Annotated in this window: 21 protein-coding genes and 26 tRNA genes; 5 read left to right on the forward strand and 42 right to left on the reverse strand. The window is 32.9% G+C overall.

Features of this window, described 5'->3' with window-relative positions; genetic code table 11:
• The 4 genes from KA814_RS07685 to xdrA all read right to left on the reverse strand — a co-directional run bounded on the left by KA814_RS07685 (position 1) and on the right by xdrA (position 4,071).
• Positions 1–1,185 (reverse strand): metallophosphoesterase family protein, encoded by a 1,185-nt coding sequence (locus KA814_RS07685; RefSeq protein ID WP_046207625.1) that lies wholly within the window; start codon positions 1,183–1,185, stop codon positions 1–3.
• 464 nt (positions 1,186–1,649) lie between these two features.
• Positions 1,650–1,994 (reverse strand): YlbF/YmcA family competence regulator, encoded by a 345-nt coding sequence (locus tag KA814_RS07690; protein ID WP_019468127.1) that lies wholly within the window; start codon positions 1,992–1,994, stop codon positions 1,650–1,652.
• A gap of 69 nt (positions 1,995–2,063) precedes the next feature.
• On the reverse strand, positions 2,064–3,194 hold the full coding sequence (locus tag KA814_RS07695) for a DUF445 domain-containing protein (RefSeq protein ID WP_064208791.1): 1,131 nt from the start codon (positions 3,192–3,194) through the stop codon (positions 2,064–2,066).
• Positions 3,195–3,606: 412 nt separating this feature from the next.
• Positions 3,607–4,071 (reverse strand): XRE family transcriptional regulator XdrA, encoded by a 465-nt coding sequence (gene xdrA / locus KA814_RS07700; RefSeq protein WP_019468125.1) that lies wholly within the window; start codon positions 4,069–4,071, stop codon positions 3,607–3,609.
• 414 nt (positions 4,072–4,485) lie between these two features.
• Between xdrA and purU the strand changes: the two genes are divergently transcribed.
• The 4 genes from purU (at position 4,486) to KA814_RS07720 (ending at position 9,355) form a co-directional block, all read left to right on the forward strand.
• Positions 4,486–5,337: a formyltetrahydrofolate deformylase gene (gene purU, locus KA814_RS07705; RefSeq protein ID WP_064208790.1), complete on the forward strand. Its 852-nt coding sequence runs from the start codon at positions 4,486–4,488 to the stop codon at positions 5,335–5,337.
• Between the two features lie 498 nt (positions 5,338–5,835).
• Entirely contained in the window at positions 5,836–8,085 is a 2,250-nt protein-coding gene (gene pflB, locus KA814_RS07710) for a formate C-acetyltransferase (RefSeq protein WP_064208789.1), read from the forward strand.
• 23 nt (positions 8,086–8,108) lie between these two features.
• Positions 8,109–8,858 carry a pyruvate formate-lyase-activating protein gene (gene pflA, locus KA814_RS07715; RefSeq protein WP_046207629.1) on the forward strand — a complete coding sequence of 250 codons (750 nt, stop codon included), beginning with the start codon at positions 8,109–8,111 and terminating at the stop codon, positions 8,856–8,858.
• A 185-nt stretch (positions 8,859–9,043) separates the two neighbouring features.
• A complete protein-coding gene (locus KA814_RS07720; RefSeq protein WP_245335667.1) occupies positions 9,044–9,355 on the forward strand; it encodes a hypothetical protein in 312 nt (103 codons plus the stop codon).
• A 191-nt stretch (positions 9,356–9,546) separates the two neighbouring features.
• Here the strand turns inward: KA814_RS07720 and KA814_RS07725 are convergent, their stop codons facing one another.
• The 3 genes from KA814_RS07725 to KA814_RS07735 form a co-directional block, all read right to left on the reverse strand.
• A complete protein-coding gene (locus KA814_RS07725) occupies positions 9,547–10,830 on the reverse strand; it encodes a dicarboxylate/amino acid:cation symporter (RefSeq protein WP_046207630.1) in 1,284 nt (427 codons plus the stop codon).
• A 122-nt stretch (positions 10,831–10,952) separates the two neighbouring features.
• The gene (locus tag KA814_RS07730; protein WP_046207631.1) at positions 10,953–11,576 is read right to left on the reverse strand and encodes a response regulator; all 624 of its coding nucleotides are present in this window, start codon (positions 11,574–11,576) and stop codon (positions 10,953–10,955) included.
• Positions 11,577–11,597: 21 nt separating this feature from the next.
• Complete coding sequence (locus KA814_RS07735) at positions 11,598–12,707, reverse strand: GAF domain-containing sensor histidine kinase (RefSeq protein ID WP_046207632.1); 1,110 nt, start codon at positions 12,705–12,707, stop codon at positions 11,598–11,600.
• Positions 12,708–12,898: 191 nt separating this feature from the next.
• Here KA814_RS07735 and KA814_RS07740 point away from each other — a divergent pair, with 191 nt between their 5' ends.
• Positions 12,899–13,726 (forward strand): RluA family pseudouridine synthase, encoded by an 828-nt coding sequence (locus KA814_RS07740; RefSeq protein ID WP_064208787.1) that lies wholly within the window; start codon positions 12,899–12,901, stop codon positions 13,724–13,726.
• 387 nt (positions 13,727–14,113) lie between these two features.
• Here the strand turns inward: KA814_RS07740 and fumC are convergent, their stop codons facing one another.
• From fumC to KA814_RS07915, 35 genes are all read right to left on the reverse strand, one after another.
• A complete protein-coding gene (gene fumC / locus KA814_RS07745; RefSeq protein ID WP_064208786.1) occupies positions 14,114–15,499 on the reverse strand; it encodes a class II fumarate hydratase in 1,386 nt (461 codons plus the stop codon).
• A gap of 202 nt (positions 15,500–15,701) precedes the next feature.
• Positions 15,702–16,112: a hypothetical protein gene (locus tag KA814_RS07750; protein ID WP_046207635.1), complete on the reverse strand. Its 411-nt coding sequence runs from the start codon at positions 16,110–16,112 to the stop codon at positions 15,702–15,704.
• Positions 16,113–16,402: 290 nt separating this feature from the next.
• Positions 16,403–16,588 (reverse strand): SAS053 family DNA gyrase inhibitor, encoded by a 186-nt coding sequence (locus KA814_RS07755; protein ID WP_064208785.1) that lies wholly within the window; start codon positions 16,586–16,588, stop codon positions 16,403–16,405.
• 24 nt (positions 16,589–16,612) lie between these two features.
• Positions 16,613–17,212, reverse strand: coding sequence for a sugar phosphate isomerase family (locus tag KA814_RS07760; protein WP_046207637.1), 600 nt, complete (start codon positions 17,210–17,212; stop codon positions 16,613–16,615).
• 180 nt (positions 17,213–17,392) lie between these two features.
• Complete coding sequence (gene trmL / locus KA814_RS07765; RefSeq protein ID WP_210122714.1) at positions 17,393–17,863, reverse strand: tRNA (uridine(34)/cytosine(34)/5-carboxymethylaminomethyluridine(34)-2'-O)-methyltransferase TrmL; 471 nt, start codon at positions 17,861–17,863, stop codon at positions 17,393–17,395.
• A 5-nt stretch (positions 17,864–17,868) separates the two neighbouring features.
• Entirely contained in the window at positions 17,869–18,996 is a 1,128-nt protein-coding gene (gene queG, locus KA814_RS07770; RefSeq protein WP_046207639.1) for a tRNA epoxyqueuosine(34) reductase QueG, read from the reverse strand.
• 155 nt (positions 18,997–19,151) lie between these two features.
• Positions 19,152–19,874 carry an amino acid ABC transporter ATP-binding protein gene (locus tag KA814_RS07775; protein ID WP_064208784.1) on the reverse strand — a complete coding sequence of 241 codons (723 nt, stop codon included), beginning with the start codon at positions 19,872–19,874 and terminating at the stop codon, positions 19,152–19,154.
• A complete protein-coding gene (locus tag KA814_RS07780) occupies positions 19,867–21,330 on the reverse strand; it encodes an ABC transporter substrate-binding protein/permease (protein ID WP_064208783.1) in 1,464 nt (487 codons plus the stop codon). Before KA814_RS07780 ends, KA814_RS07775 begins: the two co-directional genes overlap by 8 nt.
• 322 nt (positions 21,331–21,652) lie before the next feature.
• Positions 21,653–22,720 (reverse strand): PTS sugar transporter subunit IIC, encoded by a 1,068-nt coding sequence (locus KA814_RS07785; protein ID WP_046207642.1) that lies wholly within the window; start codon positions 22,718–22,720, stop codon positions 21,653–21,655.
• Between the two features lie 224 nt (positions 22,721–22,944).
• A tRNA-Leu gene (locus KA814_RS07790) sits at positions 22,945–23,027 on the reverse strand.
• A gap of 41 nt (positions 23,028–23,068) precedes the next feature.
• Positions 23,069–23,143: transfer RNA gene (locus KA814_RS07795), tRNA-Gly, on the reverse strand.
• Between the two features lie 15 nt (positions 23,144–23,158).
• Positions 23,159–23,233 (reverse strand) — tRNA-Gly (locus KA814_RS07800).
• Between the two features lie 16 nt (positions 23,234–23,249).
• A tRNA-Gly gene (locus KA814_RS07805) sits at positions 23,250–23,324 on the reverse strand.
• A gap of 8 nt (positions 23,325–23,332) precedes the next feature.
• Positions 23,333–23,406 (reverse strand) — tRNA-Cys (locus KA814_RS07810).
• A 7-nt stretch (positions 23,407–23,413) separates the two neighbouring features.
• Positions 23,414–23,485 (reverse strand) — tRNA-Gln (locus KA814_RS07815).
• 12 nt (positions 23,486–23,497) lie between these two features.
• Positions 23,498–23,570: transfer RNA gene (locus KA814_RS07820), tRNA-His, on the reverse strand.
• Positions 23,571–23,572: 2 nt separating this feature from the next.
• A tRNA-Trp gene (locus tag KA814_RS07825) sits at positions 23,573–23,646 on the reverse strand.
• Between the two features lie 11 nt (positions 23,647–23,657).
• A tRNA-Tyr gene (locus KA814_RS07830) sits at positions 23,658–23,741 on the reverse strand.
• Positions 23,742–23,748: 7 nt separating this feature from the next.
• A tRNA-Thr gene (locus KA814_RS07835) sits at positions 23,749–23,824 on the reverse strand.
• A gap of 10 nt (positions 23,825–23,834) precedes the next feature.
• Positions 23,835–23,907: transfer RNA gene (locus KA814_RS07840), tRNA-Phe, on the reverse strand.
• A 16-nt stretch (positions 23,908–23,923) separates the two neighbouring features.
• Positions 23,924–23,999, reverse strand: a tRNA-Asp gene (locus KA814_RS07845).
• 11 nt (positions 24,000–24,010) lie between these two features.
• Positions 24,011–24,084, reverse strand: a tRNA-Met gene (locus KA814_RS07850).
• A gap of 13 nt (positions 24,085–24,097) precedes the next feature.
• A tRNA-Ser gene (locus tag KA814_RS07855) sits at positions 24,098–24,190 on the reverse strand.
• A gap of 39 nt (positions 24,191–24,229) precedes the next feature.
• Positions 24,230–24,322 (reverse strand) — tRNA-Ser (locus tag KA814_RS07860).
• A gap of 9 nt (positions 24,323–24,331) precedes the next feature.
• A tRNA-Ile gene (locus tag KA814_RS07865) sits at positions 24,332–24,405 on the reverse strand.
• 26 nt (positions 24,406–24,431) lie between these two features.
• A tRNA-Met gene (locus tag KA814_RS07870) sits at positions 24,432–24,505 on the reverse strand.
• A 28-nt stretch (positions 24,506–24,533) separates the two neighbouring features.
• Positions 24,534–24,609 (reverse strand) — tRNA-Ala (locus KA814_RS07875).
• 27 nt (positions 24,610–24,636) lie between these two features.
• A tRNA-Pro gene (locus KA814_RS07880) sits at positions 24,637–24,710 on the reverse strand.
• Between the two features lie 29 nt (positions 24,711–24,739).
• Positions 24,740–24,813 (reverse strand) — tRNA-Arg (locus KA814_RS07885).
• 12 nt (positions 24,814–24,825) lie between these two features.
• Positions 24,826–24,914, reverse strand: a tRNA-Leu gene (locus KA814_RS07890).
• A gap of 7 nt (positions 24,915–24,921) precedes the next feature.
• Positions 24,922–24,996: transfer RNA gene (locus tag KA814_RS07895), tRNA-Gly, on the reverse strand.
• Positions 24,997–24,999: 3 nt separating this feature from the next.
• Positions 25,000–25,081, reverse strand: a tRNA-Leu gene (locus tag KA814_RS07900).
• 13 nt (positions 25,082–25,094) lie between these two features.
• Positions 25,095–25,170: transfer RNA gene (locus KA814_RS07905), tRNA-Lys, on the reverse strand.
• A 6-nt stretch (positions 25,171–25,176) separates the two neighbouring features.
• A tRNA-Thr gene (locus tag KA814_RS07910) sits at positions 25,177–25,252 on the reverse strand.
• A 9-nt stretch (positions 25,253–25,261) separates the two neighbouring features.
• Positions 25,262–25,337: transfer RNA gene (locus tag KA814_RS07915), tRNA-Val, on the reverse strand.
• Positions 25,338–25,406: the final 69 nt, after the last annotated feature.

Below are 25,406 nucleotides of genomic sequence, written 5' to 3' on the forward strand. Positions count from 1 at the left end.
TTACTCCCCCCTCATATCTGACTTTAATAATAATTCAGCGCGTTTAATTAATTCTCGACGATCAAAATCATCATAATTTTCTAGGTATTTGGAAGCTTTTGGATTAAGATATAAATCATTCATAGCTAACTCATAAACTGAATTATCTTCTATCAAATCTGCTGAAAATTCTTTGACAAGGGTCGTTTTTTCATCATCTTTATTCTTTATATTCAGATCTTCTATAAACACAAAATTATGCTCATTTTCTTCATATTCACTAATCATTTCATGCACTTGCATTAAATCTTGATCAGAAATAATTTCATCTGAATTGACATTTACTACTAATTGATAAATTGCTTTACCTTCAGCTCTAACTTGTGATTTAAAATCTTGTATTGCGTCAAACAAACCTTGTTTTGAAGTCATGTTTGTATCTATTTCAGCCTTTTCAAAACGAATAAACTGTGTTGGCACAAATTTAGCATTTAGATGTAAATCATCGCCCTCTATTAATAGGCAACCTTTTTCTCCAGTTTCTTTGAAATGACGACCTTGAATATTACCTGGATAATGAATTTGAGGCATATCGCTTAGTTGTTGTCGCTCGTGTATATGACCAAGTGCCCAATAATGATAAAGTTTATTGTTTAAATCTTCTAATCTAAATTCAGTATATCGGTCTTTTGTGTTCGTTTTGCTATATGTACCATGCAAAATACCTATGTGAATACCTTTTTGACCTTGACTTGACGGATAGGCATCAAGTTTATTTTCATAGCTCGCTTCATTTTGATAACTGAAACCATGTAAATATATTTCTTCACCGTTTTTAGTAATTGTTTGATATGTTTCTACATTTTCAGAAAAAACCGAAACGTTATCTGGCCACTCAGTTCCTATAGATGAAGATAATGGATCATGATTACCATGACAAAGATAAACAAATATTTGTTCTTTTGCCAGTCTTTCAAATTGCTCTTTTAAGAACACTTCAGCACGGAGGGTTCTGTTATGACTATCAAATAAATCCCCTGCTATAATCATAAAATCTACTTCTTCATTTAACGCTAAATCCACGATTTTTTTGAAACTTTCATATGCGCTTTTTTGCATATCTTCAAATATCGATTGACTTAAGTAGCTTCTAGACTTAAATGGACTGTCTAAATGTAAATCTGCACAATGAATAAATTTAACCATATATTTATAGTTCTCCTTTATTTAAAGGTTTTTATAAAAAGCATGAAAAAAAGGCATTTATTTTGAGACTTATAAAACTATACTAGTACCTATGTACATGCTAATACCTTGTATCTCTTTATTTTACCACACCGACTATTGTACAGTCGATAAAACAAAAAAGCTGAAACATAAATAAATGTCTCAGCTTTAAATTCAATATTAACCATGGTTCATTGAATAAAACATGAACAATTATCCAGCAATTAAAGAATTCATTTATTGGCATCAATTCTTTTGTATATCATTTCTCAATATATTGAGTTTATTATACATATGCTTGAATAAAAGTACATATATTCCTTCAAACTATGGTTGTTGCCATATATTAATTTTGAAAATCATTATATGGCAACACATTAAATATTTTTAAATTTTTATAAGAACTTTAGATTACTTTTAAAATAATCATTCTGATTAATTAATTAGTCAGCATAAATTTCATCTAAAGGTTTAACAATGATTTGATTAATTTCTTGGAATACTTGGCTCATGTTTTGCTCAGCAGCCATTAATTCTGAAATGTTAGAATCATTTTCGATTTTTTGTGCTTGTTCTTGAGCTTTTTGTAATTCCTCTTCACCAATTTCTTCACCTTGCATTTGTTTTTGTTGGAAGTTTAATTGTGTTTCGCGGAATTCATCAAAAAGTGCTTTTGATTCATCATTTTCTTTTACTTTAGCATAAGCTTTTTGTATTGCTTGATATTCATCACTTTCTCTTAAAGCTTGTTCTAATTGATTTGCATGATCGTATAAATTTACTGCCACTGTGCTTCACTCCTTTATTTGTATATGTGTTATAACCACATCGATATTACAATAACATAATTTAATATGTTATACAAAAATTGCAATTATGCCTTGTAATAAACCTATGATGCCACCTAATAGAAAGCCTAAAAGCATAATTAATTTCAATTCTTTATTTGCGATATCTATGATTAAACGTTCAATATATGCTAAATCAAATGAATTTATTTGTTCTTCAACCATTTGTCTTAGGTTAACTTTTTTCATGATTGGAGAAATATGCTTAGATCCTTTATCAATAATTAATTCCGTAAGTTGTTTTGAAATTTTTGTTTCTAAGAATGTTATAAATTCTGGCATTAATTCTTTCAATGGTCGATTCGATATACTATCTATGTTTGCATAGTTTATTAGTAATTCGGTAACCGTTACCTTAAGCGAGTCGAATTGATCTTCATTGATGACATCTACTAACGCTTTTGATTTAAATGTAGCGTATTCATTTTCAATAATCTGTTTTGCAATTGCTTTAGCTTTGGGGTGATTTGTTAATCTAATCAATTCATGTTGTATTCGATCTGCAATACTTTCTCTTGTCATAAACATCTGTAGCAAACCTACGATTTTACCTTTCTCATTAAAGAAAGTATCTAACATAGATGCTATATCAGCAGCACCTTTTTCCGATTTAAGATAAACACGTGCGCGTTCAAATAATAACTCAGGCACCCCATCTACCTTTGCATCAATATTTTCTTCAATATCTGAAGGAATTATTTGTTTTATAGTGGTTTCTTTATGTTCAGCATAATATTGTTCTAATTTATTATTGATAACTGAATACATTTTATCATTAGTAACCTGTACAACATCAACATCGAAACTTTTCGTCAACGATTGAATTGTCGTATGATCTGCTTTTAATTTTTGGATCTGTTTTAAGATTAGTGATTCGATTGCTTCTCTTGATTTAGGTGCATTTAATTTTGACTTAATTAACGTTTCAGTTAATAAGTGTTCTTCAATAACTTGTCCAATTTTATCTGCAATTTCTGTTCTTCTTTTTGGTATTAACCCGGGTGTAAAAGGAATTCGTCTATTAAAAATATAATAAGTTTTAAACGGATGAAATAACATTCTTACAGCAATTACATTTGTGACGCCACCTATTATTGCTCCAATAATCATCATCGCTATAATTATTAAAAAAGCGTGCATAGTTAATTCTCCTTCAAATAAAATTTGTTATAAACTGAAGGTACAATCATATCAGTCATTTTTACATTGTATAACATATAACATAAAAATGTGCATACTATTTGTTATTTTTCAAAATAAAATTGCTGGTAGCAATCATTATGAGTACATTCAATTTGTATTAGTAAAAATACAGAATTAAAAAAAGAGCGATTTAGAAATCAATCAACATTTGATTTCCCGTGTTCGCTCTTAAAATGATGTATTCTTTTTATCATGGGTCAAAAACTATATCAACTTACTTATTAAGTTCAGTTCATTAGTTCATGACCGATTTCAATTAACTATAGTGACTAAACCATTCAATATATACGCCATAACTTTTTTAGTTAATGTTATAAATAATGATTCTTCTATCACACAGTACATTTATTTATACGTGCATTAATTCTTCTTTAGAAACTCTACCAAAATATGTTTCAGCTTCTCTTAATTTAGAAGTACCAAAAATAGGTTGTGTTTCCTGATTTAGTACACGGTAGATATCACTTACTTTGTTGCTTTGTAAAATATAGCCGTTACGCGTATCAACTGTGTTCCAATATATATCACTTGTTGTCGAATGATTTGGATACGCACAATGGTTACGTGAAATTGTTTGTACCATTTCTAATGGGTCGCATCCGAAAGTACTATTTAGAACATCAGAATCTCTAAATAATGCACAAATTGACACACATGTTGTCCAGTTTGGCAATACTCTCTCTTTTTCAATTTGTACTAGTGTCTTTTTTGAAAGACCAATTGTTTGTGCCATCGTATCTTGCGTATAACCCGCTTCGATGCGCACCATTTTAAATTTTGTTTGAATTAAATCTGTAAAACTCTGTCTATCCATTACTTTAATCTACCTTTCATAAAAGAATATTTTATCCGGACACAAGAAATTGCAATAATACACGTTTCTTGAAACACAAATTACATCTTAATACAATTTGCGATAAAATAAAAGAGCGAAATGATATTTTCGTTGTTTTTTGTTATTTGCGAAATTATCTAAATAATCAATCTTATATCTTATAATTAACTTAAACATTTTTAGTACTTTTATTGTAAGCGTATAACAAGTATGAAATGTGATTATATTTTTCACTTATTACTCTTTTGATATAAAAACACCATTTATTATTATATCTTAAATTTTACTTTTTGGCATACCATTTGCCTTAAATAATAGAAATTAATCATTTATTTACATTTTTCAGAATTTTCATTATAATCAGGGTTACTTTAATAATTGAGGTGTAAAAAAATGACAGAGAAATATATATTACTTGCAACTTGTACAGATAAAGTCGGTATTACTTCATTAATTACTAAAAAAATCGCTCAATATCAATCTAATATTCTTCACTTAGACCATTTTACAGAATATGACCATTCATCAAATGATACAGGTCAATTATATTTACGATTGGAATTTGAAAATGTGCCTTCATTGAAAGAGGATTTGGAAGCGACGTTACAAACACATCAAATAGATTTTAAATTATTTGACGATCAGCAACATACAAAATTAGCACTTTTTGTTTCCAAGGAAGACCATGCTTTCAATGAAATTTTATTACGTGTTAATAGAAATGAATTGCCTGCTGAAATTGTGTGTATCGTTAGCAATCACGAAAACAATAGACAATTCGCAGAAACGCTTCATATCCCTTTTTATTACATACCGAGCAACGAAGATAAAGCGATTGTGGAAAGAAAAATACTAGATGTTTGTTCTGAGCATCAAGTTGAACTCATTGTTTTAGCAAAATACATGCAAATACTATCCGACCATTTTGTCAGTCACTATCCAAACCAAATCATCAATATTCATCACTCATTCCTACCATCATTTATAGGTGCTAACCCTTATAAACAAGCATGGGAACGCGGTGTCAAATTGGTCGGAGCAACAAGTCATTATGTTACTTCTGATTTAGATGAGGGCCCTATCATAGATCAAGACGTTATAAGAATTAATCATCGGTACAATGTACAAGATTTACGTAAAATTGGTCGGCATGTTGAATCAAGTGTGTTAGCTCAAGCTGTCGAATATCATGTGCTCCATAAGGTAATTGTCACTGCGAGTAGTAAGACTATTGTTTTTAATTAAAAACTTTAAAAGACCTGAGACCGATATCTGCCTCAGGTCTTTTTATTCGAAGTGTAACGCAATCTCAACAACTTTAAAAAGAAACTTTGATATTTTTAAGCATCTTACTTACTTTCTTTAATTTTAACTTTTACAATATCCCTTCTTAAAAAATTAATAGTATATCAACGCGTCTTCGTTAAGTTGTGCTATTAAATAATTATAATTCCTCAACCTATCAACACTACTTAACTTTAATTTATGGTTGTTTTCACTTTTTACTAAACACTTTTGCCAATCTACTTTATATATTGTTTTGTATATGACATATCATTATATACACATTAAAAACTGTTCTATAACAGAACTACAATTGATATTAAGTGTATTACTTTTTAATACAGATTCCAAAAGCTTTCACATTTTAGATTAAAATTATTCAAAAACTTTGTGATTTTTTTAACAAAACAAATGATATAATTATTGTGAAAAAAATAACATACTTTTGGAGGTAATGATATGTTAAAAGAAAATAATATGCAATCCACAGCATGGAATGATTTTAAAAAAGGTCGCTGGCAACATCATGTAGATGTAAGAGAATTTATTCAACTCAATTACACATTGTACGAAGGTGATGATCAATTTTTAGCAAGTCCTACAGAGGCAACAACTCAGCTTTGGGATCAAGTCATGCAATTGTCTAAAGAAGAGCGTGATCGCGGTGGAATGTGGGACATGGACACAAAAGTTCCTTCTACCATCACTTCTCACGAGGCAGGTTATCTAAATAAAGAATTAGAAAGCATTGTTGGGGTCCAAACCGATAAACCATTCAAACGTTCGATGCAACCTTTTGGTGGCATTCGTATGGCAAAAGCAGCTTGCGAAGCGTATGGTTATGACCTAGATAGTGAAACTGAAAAAATATTTACTGATTATCGTAAAACACATAATCAAGGTGTATTCGATGCATACTCAAAAGAAATGCTAAATTGTAGAAAAGCTGGAATTATTACAGGACTTCCAGATGCCTACGGTCGTGGACGTATTATTGGAGATTATCGCAGAGTCGCTTTATATGGTGTAGACTTCCTAATGCAGAAAAAAATGGAAGATTTCAACAATATGTCTAAAGAAATGTCAGAAGATGTCATCCGATTACGCGAAGAATTGTCTGAACAATACCGAGCATTAAATGAATTAAAAACATTAGGTAATATTTATGGATTTGATTTAAGTCGCCCAGCCTATAACTTTAAAGAAGCAGTACAATGGTTGTACTTAGCATATTTAGCCGCAATTAAAGAACAAAACGGTGCAGCTATGAGCTTAGGTCGTACTTCAACATTTTTAGATATCTATGCTGAAAGAGATTTAAACAATGGATTGATTACAGAACGTGAAGTACAAGAAATCATTGACCATTTTATTATGAAATTACGTATCGTTAAATTTGCTCGAACACCTGATTATAACGAATTATTTTCTGGTGACCCTACTTGGGTAACAGAATCAATTGGAGGTGTAGGTATTGATGGACGTGCATTAGTAACTAAAAACTCGTTCCGTTTCTTACATTCACTAGATAATTTAGGTCCAGCACCTGAACCAAACCTCACAGTATTATGGTCAGTTCGCCTACCTGACAATTTTAAAACATATTGTGCAAAAATGAGTATAAAAACAAGCGCAATTCAATATGAAAATGATGACTTAATGAGAGAATCTTATGGTGATGATTATGGTATTGCATGCTGTGTATCTGCTATGACGATTGGAAAACAAATGCAATTTTTTGGTGCTCGTGCTAATTTAGCAAAAACATTATTATATGCGATCAATGGTGGCATAGATGAAAAATCAGGTCAACAAGTCGGACCATCATATGAAAGTATAAAATCAGAAGTACTCGACTTCGATGAGGTATTTGAAAAATTTGATAAAATGATGGATTGGTTAGCTGGAGTATATATTAATTCACTTAATGTCATCCATTATATGCATGATAAATATAGTTATGAACGTATTGAGATGGCACTGCATGATACAAATATCATTAGAACAATGGCTACAGGTATAGCTGGCCTTTCTGTTGCTGCAGATTCATTATCTGCAATCAAATATGCAAAAGTAAAACCTATTCGTGATGAAAATGGCGTTGTAACAGATTTTGAAATCGAAGGTGATTTCCCAAAATATGGTAATAATGACGCACGTGTTGATGATTTAGCAATCGACCTTGTAGAGCGCTTTATGACAAAATTACGTAGTCATAAAACTTATCGTAATTCAGAACATACGATGAGTGTGTTAACGATAACATCAAATGTAGTATATGGTAAAAAGACAGGAAATACACCAGATGGACGTAAAGCCGGAGAACCCTTTGCACCAGGTGCAAACCCAATGCATGGACGCGACCAAAAAGGTGCACTTTCATCATTAAGTACAGTTGCAAAAATACCTTATGATTGTTGTAAAGACGGCATATCCAATACATTTAGTATCGTTCCAAAATCACTAGGTAAGGAAAGTAATGATCAATGTAAAAATCTCACAAGTATGTTGGATGGCTATGCTATGCAACACGGACACCACTTAAACATTAATGTGTTTAATAGGGAAACGTTACTAGATGCAATGGAACATCCTGAAGCATATCCACAATTAACGATTCGCGTATCTGGTTATGCGGTTAACTTTATTAAATTAACACGCGAACAACAATTAGATGTTATTTCACGTACTTTCCATGAAAAAATGTAATTTGAATTTAAGGTGGCCGCTATATGCTAAAAGGACATTTGCATTCTGTTGAAAGTTTGGGTACCGTTGATGGTCCAGGACTACGATATATATTATTTACTCAAGGGTGTTTATTAAGATGTTTATACTGTCATAATCCCGATACTTGGAAAATAAATGATTATACACGCGCAGTCACAGTTGAGGAAATGGTAAATGAAATAACTCCTTTCAAACCATATTTCGATGCATCAGGTGGGGGCGTAACAGTCAGTGGCGGTGAACCATTATTACAAATCAAATTTTTAACCGCCTTATTTCAATCATTAAAAGCACATGATATTCACACCTGCATTGACACTTCAGCTGGTACAGCGAAAAATACACATACTTTTGAAAAACAATTAGATGCTTTGCTAAAGTTTACAGACTTAATATTATTAGACATTAAACATATTGATAATATGAAACATAACAAATTAACTGGCCAACCTAATACACATATATTAAACTTTGCTAAAACACTTTCTCTTAAAAATCAACCCGTTTGGATAAGACATGTACTAGTGCCAGGTCTCACAGATGATAAAAAAGATTTGATACGGTTAGGCGAATTTATAAATTCACTCGACAACGTTGAGCGCTTTGAAATACTGCCATATCACCAATTAGGTGTGCATAAATGGCAATCACTAGGTTTAACTTATGCTTTAGATCAAATAACAGCACCTACCGAGGCTGAAGTAAAACAGGCCTATCAATATGTAAATTTTAAAGGTTACACCCCTATTTAACTTTATTACGACACGTTAAAATAATCGCGCTTATTAAAATGTAGTTCATCAAATAAGTAGTGAATTGATATCAGTTGAAATATAGATATCATTCACTACTTTTCTTTTTTGTTAATGAACACGAATTTGAATAACACTATGCAAAATGATATATTAACTAAAACAAATTTTAAGGGGATGTTTCTTTGAATAATCATTCTTTAACAAAACTAATTTCTATCAGTGCTTCTATGAAATTTATTAATGCGCAAATGATTCCAGGCATATTGACGTTATATAATGATAAAATTACGTTTAAAGCAAAAGGAATAATTGAAAATCATGAAATCAAAAGTTTATTCCCTTTTAATGAACTTCAAAGTGTTAAATTTGGTCTATCTTTAACTCCTTTTAGAATAACGATTATGGAGTCTGATGGAGAGCCTTGGCTATTTGATCAGGTTCCTAGAAAAGATGGTAAAAAATTTGTAGAATTGTACAATGTACTTCATTCTTAATAAGTCATCTATCAGGTTAATCTAATACTAAACTATCATAGTGATGGTTTATTTTTTAAGAAAAAAATTTTTATAAATCAACAACTCATTTGCCACACTTCTCACGTATCACAAAAAAGAGTGGCCAGCATATTTCAATGTTAGGGCCACTCTCAAATTTTAAATATCTTTAATTTATATCTCTTATTTAATTAACTTTCATTTTTAGCAGCTAATTTTTTATCTTCAGCTTTTGAAATGATTAGTGCACATGCAGCATCACCTGTAATATTGACAGATGTTCTCGTCATATCCAACAATCTATCAATACCTAAGATAATACCAATTGCTGCTGGATTCAATCCAACGGCATTTAAAACCATCGCTAACATTATCAGTCCAACCCCAGGGACACCTGCAGTACCAATGGATGCTATTACAGCGATGACTACAACAGTTATAATTTGCATAAATGAAAGCTCTACCCCAGATATTTGTGCAATAAATATCGTTGCAACACCTTGCATGATTGCCGTACCATCCATGTTGATTGTAGCGCCAAGAGGTTGTACAAAAGATGCTACTTCTGGTCTAACACCCATATTCTTAGTACATTTAAGCGACACTGGTAAAGTGGCTGTAGAACTCGAAGCACTGAAACCAAGTGTAATTGCCGGAAGAAAATCTTTAAAGAATTTCAGTGGACTTGATTTAGCTATAAACTTCACTGCTGAACCATATATAACAAAGAAATGGATAAATAGCGCAAGCAACACTATAAAGAAATACATACCAAGTTGTTGGATAGCTCCAAACCCTGCTCCTGTAAACGCATGTGCAACAAGACCAAAAGTACCAATAGGTGCAAACACGCTCATGATCATCGTTACAATATACATTAAAACTTCATTGGTTTGCTCAAATAACCGGTATACCCCTTCAGCCTTCGAACCAACCATAATCAAACCTATCCCAATGAAAATAGCAAATGTAATAATTTGCAACATATTTTCTTCACTCATAGCTTGTAACGGGTTTTTAGGAAATAGATTAATCAATGTTTGATCAAATGATTGATTGGCTGCAGAACTTTGTGAATTATCCTCTTTATCTAATGTTTTTTGATAACTTGATACATCCTCACTTTTTAATAAATCTGATTTCCCCTCACCCGGCTGTAAAACTAAAGCTAAAGTAATCCCAATTATAATTGCTATTGCAGTAGTAGTTAAAAAGAAACTAATCGTTTTTAACCCAATACCACCTAATAATTTAGGATCACCTACCCCTACTACACCTAATACAATTGAAACAAACACAACAGGCACTACTAACATGAAAATTAAATTCAGAAAAATTTGCCCAATCACGTTAAAGACATATTTATCAACGTTGATCACAAAACTTGATTGAGCAAACATGTTAAATATAGACCCTATTGCTATACCGAGTATTAACGCTATAACAATTTTCAATGAAAGATTTTTAGTCTTCATAACAACATCCCCCTTTATGTTTATTAGCTACATTATATAGTAATATTATACATTTTGAAACAAAAGTATATACACGACAAAAAAATGCTATGTAAAATAATATTTACATAACATCTAATAATTTATATAAGATTATTCTGCATAGCATAAATCGCCGCTTGTGTGCGATCAGATACTTGCAATTTAGCGAATATGTGACTGACATGGGTTTTAACAGTTTTTTCTGAGACAAATAAAGTTTCCGCAATTTCTTTATTTGTTTTACCCTTTGCCATTTCTGTCAAGACTTCAGATTCACGTTTAGATAGTTTATTTGTATAGTGCGGTTTACTACTTACTGACTCCATAACGCTTTGAGCTTGTGGATGGATAACTTTTTCACCTGACAGCACGTTTTTAATTGTTTTAATCAACTTCTCAGGTTCAACATCTTTCATTTCATAACCATCGGCGCCTTTATCAATTGCCGAAATCACATGTTCATCGTCTACATAACTGGTTAGCACTAATATTTTAACTTCTGGATATTTTTGCTTCATAATTTCAGTGATTTCTATTCCATTCATATTGGGCATCACTAAATCTAATAATACGATATCAGGTAATTCATGCGCTTCTAAATATTTTAAAAATGATTTGCCATCTGAAAAACCTTTAACAACCTCTATATCATCAACTGTTGATAATAGAAATTCTAAACCTTGCCTAACGATATGGTGATCATCTACCAAAATGATTTGATTCATCTTGACCTTCCTTTCGACACTTTATAACGGTATTGAGATATGAATTTTTGTACCTTTGTTTGGTTCACCTTCAATTGTCAAATTACCACTTATCTGTTTAGTCCGTTGTTTCATATTATTTAAACCATGTGAGTGATAAAGGTTTGATTTATGTTTATCAAAACCTTTTCCAAAATCAGCAATCGTAACTAATAAATAATTATCATCTTGAACTAAATCTAATCGAACTTGAGTGGTTTCACTATGCTTTTTTGTGTTATTCATCGCTTCTTGAACAATTCTATAAACATTTTCCTCGATTTGACTTGGTAGTTTAATCAAACCATCTACTTTAACGACTAACTCTAACTGTAGTAACTTACTATACTGTTTTAACGCATTAACCAATCCTTGCTCTAATCCAACGGGTTTTAATTGCCATATCAAAGCTCTCATTTCATTAACTGCTTGTTGACTCGTATCTTCAATCACTTGAAACGCTTTACGAGAAACATTTTCTTGTGTCATCCCTAATGCTGCATGTGCTGTCAACTTAACAGAAAAAAGCATTTGGTTTACAGAATCATGTAAATCTCTTGCTAATCTATTGCGTTCACTAATACGCGCAGCTTCTTTTTCTTGATCTGTTAACAAAATCCTTTTAATCGCTGATCCAATTTGTAATGCAACAGATTCTAACAACTCTAAGTTTTCTGCGCTATATCTCCTCGTATAAGGCGTTGCAACATTGAGTAATCCAAATTGCTCTTCACCAGATCTTAATGGAACTGTAGCATGGTGTGTAATACCATCAGTTTCTTCATGATAAGCTCGATTCGCTAAATTAATTCTCGAACAATTTATAATATTTGAAGCCTTCGTTAATTTCTTATTTTGATATGCTTGAACACACCAACACGTTCCTTTTCGCATATACTGACAATGGTTATTTTCCAATGCGCCTGGCAAACCATTATATGATACGAGTTCATGCTGCCCCACATCATCAATGAAAAAAATCCATCCCGTTGTAAATTCACTTCCATCAATTAATGATTTCAATGCGCCTTGTAGCATACTATATGTTTCTGTTTCTTCATTTAAAAATTCAGCAATTTCTTTTAATAATGCTAATCTAGTCGGTTTTTCCATTTAACCAGTCCATTCTTTAACAACACTATTTACATACATTATACAAGTTTGTTAAGCATTTAAAAATAGATAAATAATTCCTTTTTAAATGGACTTAAATAATATGAAAAATTATTAAATCAATCGCAAGGTCTAATATTTTTAACAGCGTGTTTATGGTATGATAATAATTGGTCAAAGAGGAGGATATTATGAAATTTCAAATCCCAGAAAATTATAATGCATTAACACTAAGAGAAATTTTCCAGCAATTACAATTGCCAAAAAAAGATTTACACAATTTAAATATGTCAAAAGAGATTAAAGTCAATGATAAAAATGCAAAACTTACGTCACAAGTACATGCCGGCGACCATGTTTATATTCCTACACCAGATGAAAAGAGTAATTATTTACCAAGCTATCGATTTGCACAAATTTATTATGAAGACAATGATCTAGCCATCGTTATGAAGCCTAAAGGGGTTAAAACGCATCCCAATGATTTAAAAGAAAGTAATACATTAATGAATCATGTGATATATACCATTAAAAGCGATTATGTAGAACCAATACATCGCTTAGATCAAGAGACAGTTGGTCTTTTAATAGTTGCCAAAAATCCTTTAATGAAAAAAATCCTCGACCGTATGTTAGAGGAAAATAAAATTGATCGTATCTATAAGGCAAACGTACATAGCTTATTACCAATAAAACCACAAACCATCGATGCACCTATAGGTAAAGATAAATTTCACTCGAATAAGCGCCGAGTGTCTACTACAGGTCAATCTGCCATTACACATATTTTAACTTCTCGCATGGTTAAAGAAAATGTATGTGAAGTCGATTTGAAATTAGATACGGGTAGAACACACCAAATACGTGTACATTTAGCAGAAATTGGACATCCAGTTATCGGTGACCCATTATATGGTGATTCGACGTTAAGACAACTTCAATTAAATAGTTACAAAATAGAATTTATTCATCCTTTAACACAAGAAAAAATTTCAGTTAGTTTAGATGATGAAATCTAAATATGTAAAGTTACATTTCTAATTCTTTTTATAGATTTTATCGTACACACACCATTGTTGTTAATAAAAGTCACAATAAATGTAGACACTTACGCATTCTTTCAATAAGAAGACCGATATCATATTAGCTGAAGACTTAAACAGAATTGGTAAACTTTAAACTATTAATCAGTTTTTGATTATATTTAGGAAATGATAACTTAAACCCTAATATTATTAACTCTAACCTAGAAGTAAACAAAAAATGTAATTCTATAATGGTGCTAATAAATATAAAAAATAGTTTAGCGTAATTGAAAACTTTTATAAATGAAGAAACGTCAATTTCAATAGAAATTGACGTTTCTTCGCTAATCAAAGATATTGATATTCCTTTATTTTTTAAAATTACTTAGGTTCAACCATATCTTCAGGTTTAATCCACTCATTAAACTGTTCCTCAGTTAAATATCCAGATTGAACAGCCGACTCTTTTAATGTTAAACTTTCACGGTGGGCTTTTTTAGCTATGCTAGCAGCTTTTTCATAACCAATATGAGGATTTAATGCTGTTACTAACATTAGTGATTGATTTAAATAATTATCAATGTTTTCTTCAATTGGTTCTATGCCTACTGCACAATTATCATTAAATGTTTGCATGCCATCTGCCAATAAGTAAATAGACTGCAATGTATTATGCAAGATAACAGGTTTATAGACATTTAATTCAAAATTCCCTTGTGAACTACCTATGCCAACCACTGTGTCATTTCCCATAACTTGAACTGCAACCATCGTCAACATTTCACATTGTGTTGGGTTGACTTTACCAGGCATGATAGATGAACCAGGTTCGTTTTCTGGTATAGAAATTTCAGCAAGCCCAGCACGTGGTCCAGACGCTAACCATCTCACATCATTTGCAATTTTCATTAAGTCAGTAGCTAATGCTTTGAGTGAACCATGTAATTGAACGACTTCATCATGTGCAGTTAATGCATGAAATTTATTTTCAGATGATACAAATGGATACCCTGTATTTTTTGAAATAAATTTAGCAACTTTATCACCAAATTCTGGGTGCGCATTGATACCGGTACCTACTGCAGTACCACCGATTGCTAAATTTAAAATATGGGCTTTTGATTCACTAAGTAATGTTTCACATTTATCTAACATATAACGCCATCCACTTATTTCTTGGCCTAAACGAATAGGTGTAGCATCCTGTAAATGAGTACGCCCTATTTTAATAATTTCATTAAACTTTTCTTCTTTTTCTTTAAAAGTATCACGTAATGATTTTAATGCCGGTTCAAGTTTTACCTCAATTTCATTATATAGTGCAACATGCATCGCAGTTGGGAAAGTATCATTTGAACTTTGAGATTTATTCACATCATCATTTGGATGTATTGATTCATCGCTACCTTGCTCTTTGAGATACATGTTCGCTACATAACTCACTACTTCATTGACGTTCATATTACTTTGTGTACCGCTTCCAGTTTGCCAAACGACTAATGGGAAGTGTTCATCTAATTCTTTGTTTAAGATACGATCACATGCATGCACAATAGCATCTTTTTTTGCGTCACTTAGTTTTCCTAATTCATGATTGGCTAATGCTGCCCCTCTTTTTAATTGAGCAAATCCATAAACAACTTCAATTGGCATTTGTTCTTTGCCAACTGGAAAGTTTCGTTTACTTCTTTCTGTTTGTGCACCCCAGTATTTATCTGCAGGTACTTCAATTTCACCAAATGTATCATGTTCAATTCTAACTGACATTTAAAAATCTCCCCTTCAATATGTATTTAACTTTAGTATAGCATTAATTAATTTAACTGGGCAATCTCTTTAATATAGCGTTTTCATTACATTGAAAAATATCTGATTATTTACTTTGATTTGTACATTCAAACAATTAATTACTAACTATTAATAAAACCAGAAACTAATTTTAGTCTCTGGTTTTAAACATCATTCATTATTATTTTGTAATTGTTACATCATTAAATTTCATCTTTGCTGCTTGTATTATACCTATTGCAGTTAAAATTAAAAGTATTGCACCAATAATCATTGTTACAGGACTAACTGTGATAAGAAGTCCTAAAAACCCAGTTAAACTATTATAAAAATCACCAAGCGGTTTAAATAATAATACTGTTATAACAATACAACACAATACACTAATAATGATTCCAGTTTGATTACTTTTTACAAATGTAGAAGCATTGACTTTATCTACGAGACCATGTGACAAGTTGATTTGTAATTGAATAATTTTAAACAAGATTGGTAAATATATTGCACCAATGGCCATAGGAAATCCTTTTATAGAAATTAAATTTACAATTACCGCACATATCATGAGATATTTCCAATAGTTACTTAACATATTAATGATAACTCCTTAAATTCAAATAATGACTTAATAATAACATAATCAAATTTATGTTGGCATTGTTTTTTTAATATTCATATAACCACATGCTAATAACGTGGCAAAATGATTACATTTTAAAAAAAATAGAAGCGAGTAGGACATCAAATTTTAATATTTGATCATCACTTACACGCTTCCATGTATTTATAAACGAATTAATAATTTTTATTGTAAATCACACGTATTGACGAACAATTTAAACTTTATTTCAATTTTTTCATTTACTAAATAAACTCACTAACTTAATTATCTAAATCTGAACGTACGTTAGAATCATGTGATTTATCTAATTTATCTTCATCATTTTCTTCTGAAATTTGTTCCATTTCTTTGCCCAATTCTACAATATCTTCAAAATCATCAACCATTTCATTTTGCGGTTCTGCATCATGGTTGGTAGACTTTTTATTTACATTGTCATTAGCCATTGGTTACACCTCACATTTTGAATTTTATGCGAAACGTGCAGTGAAATAGTGACGAACATCTTCAGGAAGACCCTCAGCAGCAGCCTCATCTAAAATAACATTCACCATGCGATGTGCTTTTAAATCAGATGGTTCAAAAGAAGTTTTACCATTTTCTTCATATAATTTATGCACAACATCTTTTTTCTCACTACCAGTAATCACTAAAATTACTTCTCTTGCAGAAAATAGACCATGATTAATACTTACATTAAGTCTACCATTTGTATCAATTGAAAGTATTTGTGTAATCAATTTACCTTTATTTTCTTTAGTTTTGATTTTATCACTTATAAATGACTCCGTATCTTGACCATATGAAACACCATATATTTGGCCTTCTGGTACGCCTAACGCTTCATAATATGATTTATTGCTATCATAATCTAATATATTAATTTGACTGAAATCTACTGCATGATCATCTACATTTTTCTTTAATTCATCTAATACTGGTGCATTATCATTAGATAAATGGATACCTGCTATCGTAGTTGGATTATTGTTAAACTGTTTTCTTAAAATATCTGCAGCATATTCTGCTACACTTTTTTCGTTTTCTAAAACTTTAAAGTTCATTGCCATAGTTATTACACTCCTCTTAATCTTTTAAGACGCGTTCTAGCATTATTTATAATAATACCCTTGAAGCTATCTTCATAAACTACTTAATTTTAATAATCAACTAAATTTTCAAATACTCACTTTTAGCTTTAACTATATTATACAAATGTCAAAGTCGTTTTTCATTGATTAATATAGATTTTAATGTAAATTTGGGAAATTTTGTTGTCTCAATGCTTCATAAATAAGTAAAGAAGCAGTATTGGATAAATTTAATGATCTTATATTATCATTCATGGGAATTCTTAAAGTTGTATCTTTATATTTGTCCTTTACCCAATCAGGTAAGCCCGTCGTTTCTCTACCAAAAATAAAATAATGATTTTCATCTTCATTAGTAAAATCAAAATCAGAATAAGTTTTTTCTCCAAACTTAGTTAATAAATAATATTTACCTTCCGTAGTTTCAAAAAACGATTCTATATTTTCATAATAATTGATATTTACTGCATCCCAATAATCTAATCCTGCTCTTTTCAGCATTTTGTCATCTGTACTAAATCCTAATGGTTTTATAAGATGTAAATGTGTGTAAGTGCCAGCACAAGTTCTAGCGATACTGCCAGTATTTCCAGGTATCTGTGGTTGAAATAATACAATGTGGTTGGTCATGCTTTTTATTCTCTCCTCATATTTAGTCCTTTTATCATCTCATGTTGGACTTCCTCTAATTCACTCTCGTAGTGTGATTCAATAAATGATCTTGCTTGCTCTCCTTGAATTTGTCCAATTGCCCAAAAAGCAGTAGCTCTAATCATCGGTCTTGGATCATTCAATGCGACTTCTTGTAATTCAGGTATCGCAGTTTCTTCTTTAAAATGTGCTAATGCTAGAATTGCGTTTCTTTGAATTGGTTTTTTACCTCTCCATGCGCCCGCTAAATGACCATAAGTATTTTTAAATTCCTTATTGCTCATTTGTAATAGTGGTACTAACCTTGGTTTTAATATTTCTGGCTCTAATACAATATCATCATGCTGTGTATTGATACCACGATTTCTTGGGCAGACTTGTTGACATGTATCACAGCCATAGAGACGATTACCTATTTTATATCGATATTCATCTTGTAGATAACCTTTTGTTTGTGTTAAAAAGCTAATACATTTTTGACTATTTAGTTGGCCATCTCCTACTAGGGCCCCTGTTGGACATCGATCAACACATATTGTACAATCTCCACAACTATCAATGATTGGGTCATCAGGAGGAAAAGGAACACTTACTAACATTTCACCTAGATAAGTCCATGTTCCGAGATCTGGATTTATAACAAATCCATTTCTACCTACATAACCTAATCCTGCACGTTCTGCTACAGCTCGGTCTGACAACACACCTGTATCAACCATTGATTTAATTTCTACATCTGGTACTCTAGTCTCTAAATACTCAGCTAATTTATCTAAACGTTTTCTCATGATTGAATGATAATCTTGACCCCAAGATGCCCTAGCAAACATACCTCTTCTATCTCCACGCACACTTCTAGGTGCACCCTTCAATTTATTAGGATAACCAACAGCAATGGCAATGATAGATCTTGCAGTAGGTAATGTTAATTTGGGTTCAGTACGTAATCCAATGTCTGGTTCTTCAAATCCTGAAGCATAGCCCTTTTCATGATAATCAACTAATTTTTGTTTTAATTCATCAAATGGGTCAGCAGTAGTAAAACCAATACTATCAATACCAATTGAATGTGCATAGTCTATAACATCTTGTTTCAATTGATTTATATTCATTTTTTACACCCCACCTTAAAAACATACATTCTTTAGTTTAACACATTCATTATTAATAAGAGAATTCGAGAATTCAAATTTTTATATAAAAAAACCAAGATGCTATGAATGAATAACTATAATCCATTTTCATAACATCTTGGTCCATTTTGTAACTATAAAACACGTGCTAAAAAGTTTTTAGTTCTATCATGTTGCGGCTGTTCAAAAATATTTTGTGGTGTCCCTGATTCTACAATAACACCATCTGCCATAAACACAACCTTATCACTCACATCTTTAGCGAAATTCATTTCGTGTGTTACAACTGCCATAGTCATACCCTCTTTTGCTAAAGCTTTCATTACTTCTAAAACATCTCCAACCACTTCAGGATCTAATGCTGAAGTAGGTTCATCAAATAGAAGTACTTCTGGATTCATTGCTAAAGCCCTAGCAATCGCAACTCTTTGTTTTTGTCCCCCGGATAATTGAGATGGATATGCATTAGCTTTATCTTCCAATCCAACCTTTTTCAACAAATCCATTGCTTCTTTTTTCAATTCATTTTGACTTCCCTTTTTTAATAAACTCGGCGCCAATATAATATTATCTATAACTTTTTTATGTGGAAACAAATTAAAATTTTGGAAAACCATACCCATCTGTTGTCTTAATGCTTCTAATTTAGTTTTTTCATTTGTTAAACTATGCTCTTTAAATACTACTTCCCCACTTGTAGGTATTTCGAGCAGGTTCATACAGCGTAAAAGCGTACTTTTACCACTACCTGAAGGACCTATTATAGCAACAACATCACCTTTATCCACAGTTAGATTAATTCCCTTTAAAACTTCATTTTTTCCAAACGATTTATATAAATTTTTAATATTAATCACTAACTTTCAATCTCCCTTCGAAGAAATACATCACTCTCGATAAAGTAAATGTAAGTATAAAGTATAAAATTGCTGCTACAATAAGCGGCGTGAATGGATCAAATGATGCTCCCTGTACAACTTGTGCATTAAACATTATTTCACTAACGCCTATGACAGATACAATTGACGATTCTTTTATCACAGTGACAAATTCATTACCTAAAGCCGGTAATATGTTTTTTATAGCTTGTGGCAAAATAACCGATTTCATTGTCTGACCATAAGTAAGACCTAAACTTCTTGCGGCTTCAGTTTGCCCTTTATCAACTGCATTTATACCAGCTCTTATTATTTCAGCAATATATGCTGAACAATTTATAACAAGTGCTATCATACCACATATTAAAGCTGAGATATCTAGACCTAATACTGCTGTAGTACCAAAATAAACTAAGAAAACCTGTACTAATAAAGGAGTGCCTCTTAAAAATTCGATATAAGCTGAAGAAATCCATCTCAATATTTTAATTTGACTTAGTTTTAATAATGCAATCAATGCACCAAATACAGCTCCTAAAACAACACCAACTATAGAAATTAAAATTGTGTTTTTAATTCCTTTTAGGAAAAAATTACCATATTTTGTAAAGAAATTACCGTCATCTTTTTGCATTGCATCAGCAGCTGACGCTTTATAATCTTCTAGCAAATTTTTATTTTTAACATCTTTGATTGAAGTATTTAATTTCTCCATGAGTATTGGAGAATTTTTAGGTAAGGCAATTGCCGTTTCCTTTCTACCTTCATTGAATTTAACATCATTAGCAAAAGTTAAATCTTTATTTTGTTTTAAATATGCTTCTGCAACAGGACCTTCAATCACCATTCCATTAACTTTTCCGCTTTTTAACGACATTATAACTTCAGGTACACGCGTTAAAGATTGAATTTGTGCATTATCTATTTCAGTTTGTGCTATTTTTTCTTGCTGTGTTTGTTTTTGTACACCGATTTTTTTATTCGCAAAATCTTCTATTGTTTTAAAACGATCAGTTTCTGACTTTTTAATAATCATTTTTTGGTCGACTGTCATATAAGGTTTTGAAAAATCTACTTCTTTTAAACGTTCAGGTGTCGGTGTCATTCCTGAGATAATGATATCAATCTTACCAGTTTGAATCGCTCCTAATAAACTATCAAATTGCATATTTACAATTTTCAGTTTTAAATGATTATCTTTCGCAATCTTTTTTGCGATATCAATATCAATACCTGCATACTTTGATTTACCATTAACATTATGTTCAAACTCATAAGGTGCATAATCAGCTGATAAACCAACACGCAATTCACCACGTTCTTTAATTTTTTGCCATTGGTCTTTTTCATTAGCATTTACTTCTGGATTTATGTAAATAATTAAAGTACTTATAAGGAGTGAAAAAACGGTAATTATTTTCAATATTTGTTTCATCTATTTAGCCCCTTTCCATAATATTTATTATTATACATAATAACGCAAAAATATTCAATGTGAGATATGTGTCATTTTTCTTAATTTTAAAAATTCTAGTTAATGTGATTACATAAAATGGTATTTGGGATATGGTGCGATGACAGTAATATTCACTGCATATTAAAAAAACACCTCCATTTAAAATGAAGGTGCTTGAGTATTGTCTTGATTTCAACTATTTATATCAGTTTAAAGTTAAATACCTGTTGTAATCATACATAATGATACTAAAAAACAAATAAATCCAAAAACTTATGATCTATTAAATTTTGTTATTTCATTATTGTTTAGGGATCTCAAACTTATAAATATCATCTGTATATTTACGCATCATTTTTTTACAAATTTCATGCACAAAGAATGCAGAAACAAATGGTATTATAAAATATCCAAATACTAATAAAATAATATTCATGTTAGGATCTCCATCCATTCGATTAAATGCATTAATCGGCCCAACTAATCCTGTATAACCAAAACCAGCAGACATTGGTGTACCTTTAATGCCAATAAAGTAAGCGATTAAACCGCCAATCACTCCATTAATTATTAACGGTATTGCAATAATTAAATGCTTAAAATAAACAGGTATCATCATCTTAGCAGCACCAATTATCAATACTAAATTGACTCCGGCCCCATTAACTCTAATTGAACCAAATAAAAATGTCACACAAGCTGCTACAATACCCATATTAGCTGCACCACTACCTAAACCTGATAAACTGATTGCCGTTGCTATAGCAACTACAGATATTGGTGTAACCATTAACAACGCATATGTAACACAAATCAATATTGACATCATTAATGGATTTAATTCTGTAAAGGCGTTTACTATATGACCGATTCCTTTAGTGACATTTGTCACATAACCTAATGTAAACAAGCCTATAACGCCACTTAAAACTGGAATAATAACAGGTAATAGAATCATTTCCAGTGATCCTAACTTATTTTGTAATAACAAATACAAAGTACAAGCTATCACTACAACTAAAATAGTATTTATGATATCACCAGTACCATTGAGTAAAAATCCACCTTCAGTCATCTTAACAGCACCACTACCTATCATAGCGGAAACACCTATCATAGTGGCACCAGCCCCATTAAATTTAAACTGATGTGCTGCTAAAACACCAATAATAAATGCCATAAATGATTGGATTAAAACTACTAACTGATAAACAGTCTCTAATAATTGGTTACCTTCTTTAAAAAATTTTAATAATTCACCTAATAATGCATTAGGTATTAATGCAATGACTACACCTGCTCCAACAGCTTGTAAAATATTACCAAAAAATGATTTCCCTGTAATTTTAGCTGTGCCTGATTTTACCATTCTTGTATCCTCCAAATATAACATTAGACTAATAATATTATATTTTCGACTAAAGTACAATATTAAGTTTAAAGTTATAAACTAAGATATAATCATTAAATTTCTGCATATACACCTAGCTACCAGAATTCAAAATAAATCATATACATTTTAAATCATAAAAAAAAGAAACCCCATAAATATGGGATTTCTGAGATATTTTCTCTCTATTTAAACACTAATTATACCAGCGGTCGGGATCGAACCGACACTCCAAAAAGGAACGGGATTTTGAGTCCCGCGCGTCTGCCAATTCCGCCACGCTGGCTCAATATTATAAACAAAAAACTTCCAACCAGGAAGTGATAATGGAGCGGAAGATAGGACTTACACCTATATCTCATTCCGGGAAGGAATGTGTTCTAAGAGTTAAACTACTCCCGCATAATATAAATTAAATGGAGCGGAAGATAGGACTTACACCTATATCTCATTCCGGGAAGGAATGTGTTCTAAGAGTTAAACTACTCCCGCATAATATTAAATTAAATGGAGCGGAAGATAGGACTTGCACCTATATCTCATTCCGGGAAGGAACGTGTTCTAGAAATTGAACTACTCCCGCATAATTCATGGAGGCGGCAACCGGATTTGAACCGGTGATAAAGGTTTTGCAGACCTCTGCCTTACCACTTGGCTATGCCGCCAATAAAACTGGGCTAGCTGGATTCGAACCAGCGCGTGACGGAGTCAAAGTCCGTTGCCTTACCGCTTGGCTATAGCCCATTAATCAATAAGGGCGGTTGATGGGAATCGAACCCACGCGTGTCGGAACCACAATCCGATGCGTTAACCACTTCGCCACAACCGCCATGGCAGGGGCAGTAGGAATCGAACCCACATCGAAGGTTTTGGAGACCTTTATTCTACCGTTGAACTATGCCCCTATTAAATTGAATGGTGGAGGGGGGCAGATTCGAACTGCCGAACCCGAAGGAGCGGATTTACAGTCCGCCGCGTTTAGCCACTTCGCTACCCCTCCATGAAAATGGTGCCGGCCAGAGGACTTGAACCCCCAACCTACTGATTACAAGTCAGTTGCTCTACCAGTTGAGCTAGGCCGGCTTGTATAAAATGGTTCAAGACAGAGTCGAACTGCCGACACATGGAGCTTCAATCCATTGCTCTACCAACTGAGCTATTGAACCATAATGTTAAAAATAATGGCGGTCTCGACGGGAATCGAACCCGCGATCTCCTGCGTGACAGGCAGGCGTGTTAACCGCTACACTACGAGACCAAATTATGTAATTGCGGGAGGCGGATTCGAACCACCGACCTTCGGGTTATGAGCCCGACGAGCTACCGAACTGCTCCATCCCGCGATAATGATATTAATGGCGGAGGAAGAGGGATTCGAACCCCCGCGAGCCGTTAAGCTCCTGTCGGTTTTCAAGACCGATCCCTTCAGCCAGACTTGGGTATTCCTCCAAAAATATGCGATAATTATACTATTAAATTGTTTTAAAATGGCGGAGGAAGAGGGATTCGAACCCCCGCGGGCCGTTAAGCCCCTGTCGGTTTTCAAGACCGATCCCTTCAGCCGGACTTGGGTATTCCTCCAAAATTATATGGACCTTGCAGGATTCGAACCTGCGACCGAACGGTTATGAGCCGTTAGCTCTGACCAACTGAGCTAAAGGTCCAGAGTATAATTTACAACTAACAATAGTGGCGGTGGAGGGAATCGAACCCACGACCTCACGGGTATGAACCGTACGCTCTAGCCAGCTGAGCTACACCGCCGTTGTAATTTAGTTTGTATCAATAAATATGGTGGAGACTAGCGGGATCGAACCGCTGACCTCCTGCGTGCAAAGCAGGCGCTCTCCCAGCTGAGCTAAGCCCCCATTTAGTTAAATGAATTTTAGTAGATATCGGGAAGACAGGATTCGAACCTACGACCCCTTGGTCCCAAACCAAGTGCTCTACCAAGCTGAGCTACTTCCCGTTTTTCATAGGATGAAGCAATCTAAATTACGCGCCCGATAGGAGTCGAACCCATAACCTCTTGATCCGTAGTCAAGCACTCTATCCAGTTGAGCTACGGGCGCTTAATTCAAAGATGGTGCCGAGGACCGGAATCGAACCGGTACGATGATCTCTCATCGCAGGATTTTAAGTCCTGTGCGTCTGCCAGTTCCGCCACCCCGGCAAAATAATGGAGCAGAAGACGGGATTCGAACCCGCGACCCCGACCTTGGCAAGGTCGTATTCTACCGCTGAACTACTTCTGCAAATGCGGGTGAAGGGAGTCGAACCCCCACGCCGTAAGGCGCTAGATCCTAAGTCTAGTGCGTCTGCCAATTCCGCCACACCCGCGTTATTTGATTAATGGTGAGCCATAGAGGATTCGAACCTCTGACCCTCTGATTAAAAGTCAGATGCTCTACCAACTGAGCTAATGGCTCTAAAGATGGTGCCGGCCAGAGGACTTGAACCCCCAACCTACTGATTACAAGTCAGTTGCTCTACCAGTTGAGCTAGGCCGGCAAATTAAAATGGTGGAGGATGACGGGTTCGAACCGCCGACCCTCTGCTTGTAAGGCAGATGCTCTCCCAGCTGAGCTAATCCTCCGTTTATATTTGACTGGCAACGTCCTACTCTTTCGGAACGTAAGTCCGACTACCATCGGCGCTAAGGAGC

It is taken from the genome of Staphylococcus sp. GDY8P196P, assembly GCF_017891705.1.
Taxonomy (GTDB): domain Bacteria; phylum Bacillota; class Bacilli; order Staphylococcales; family Staphylococcaceae; genus Staphylococcus; species Staphylococcus ureilyticus.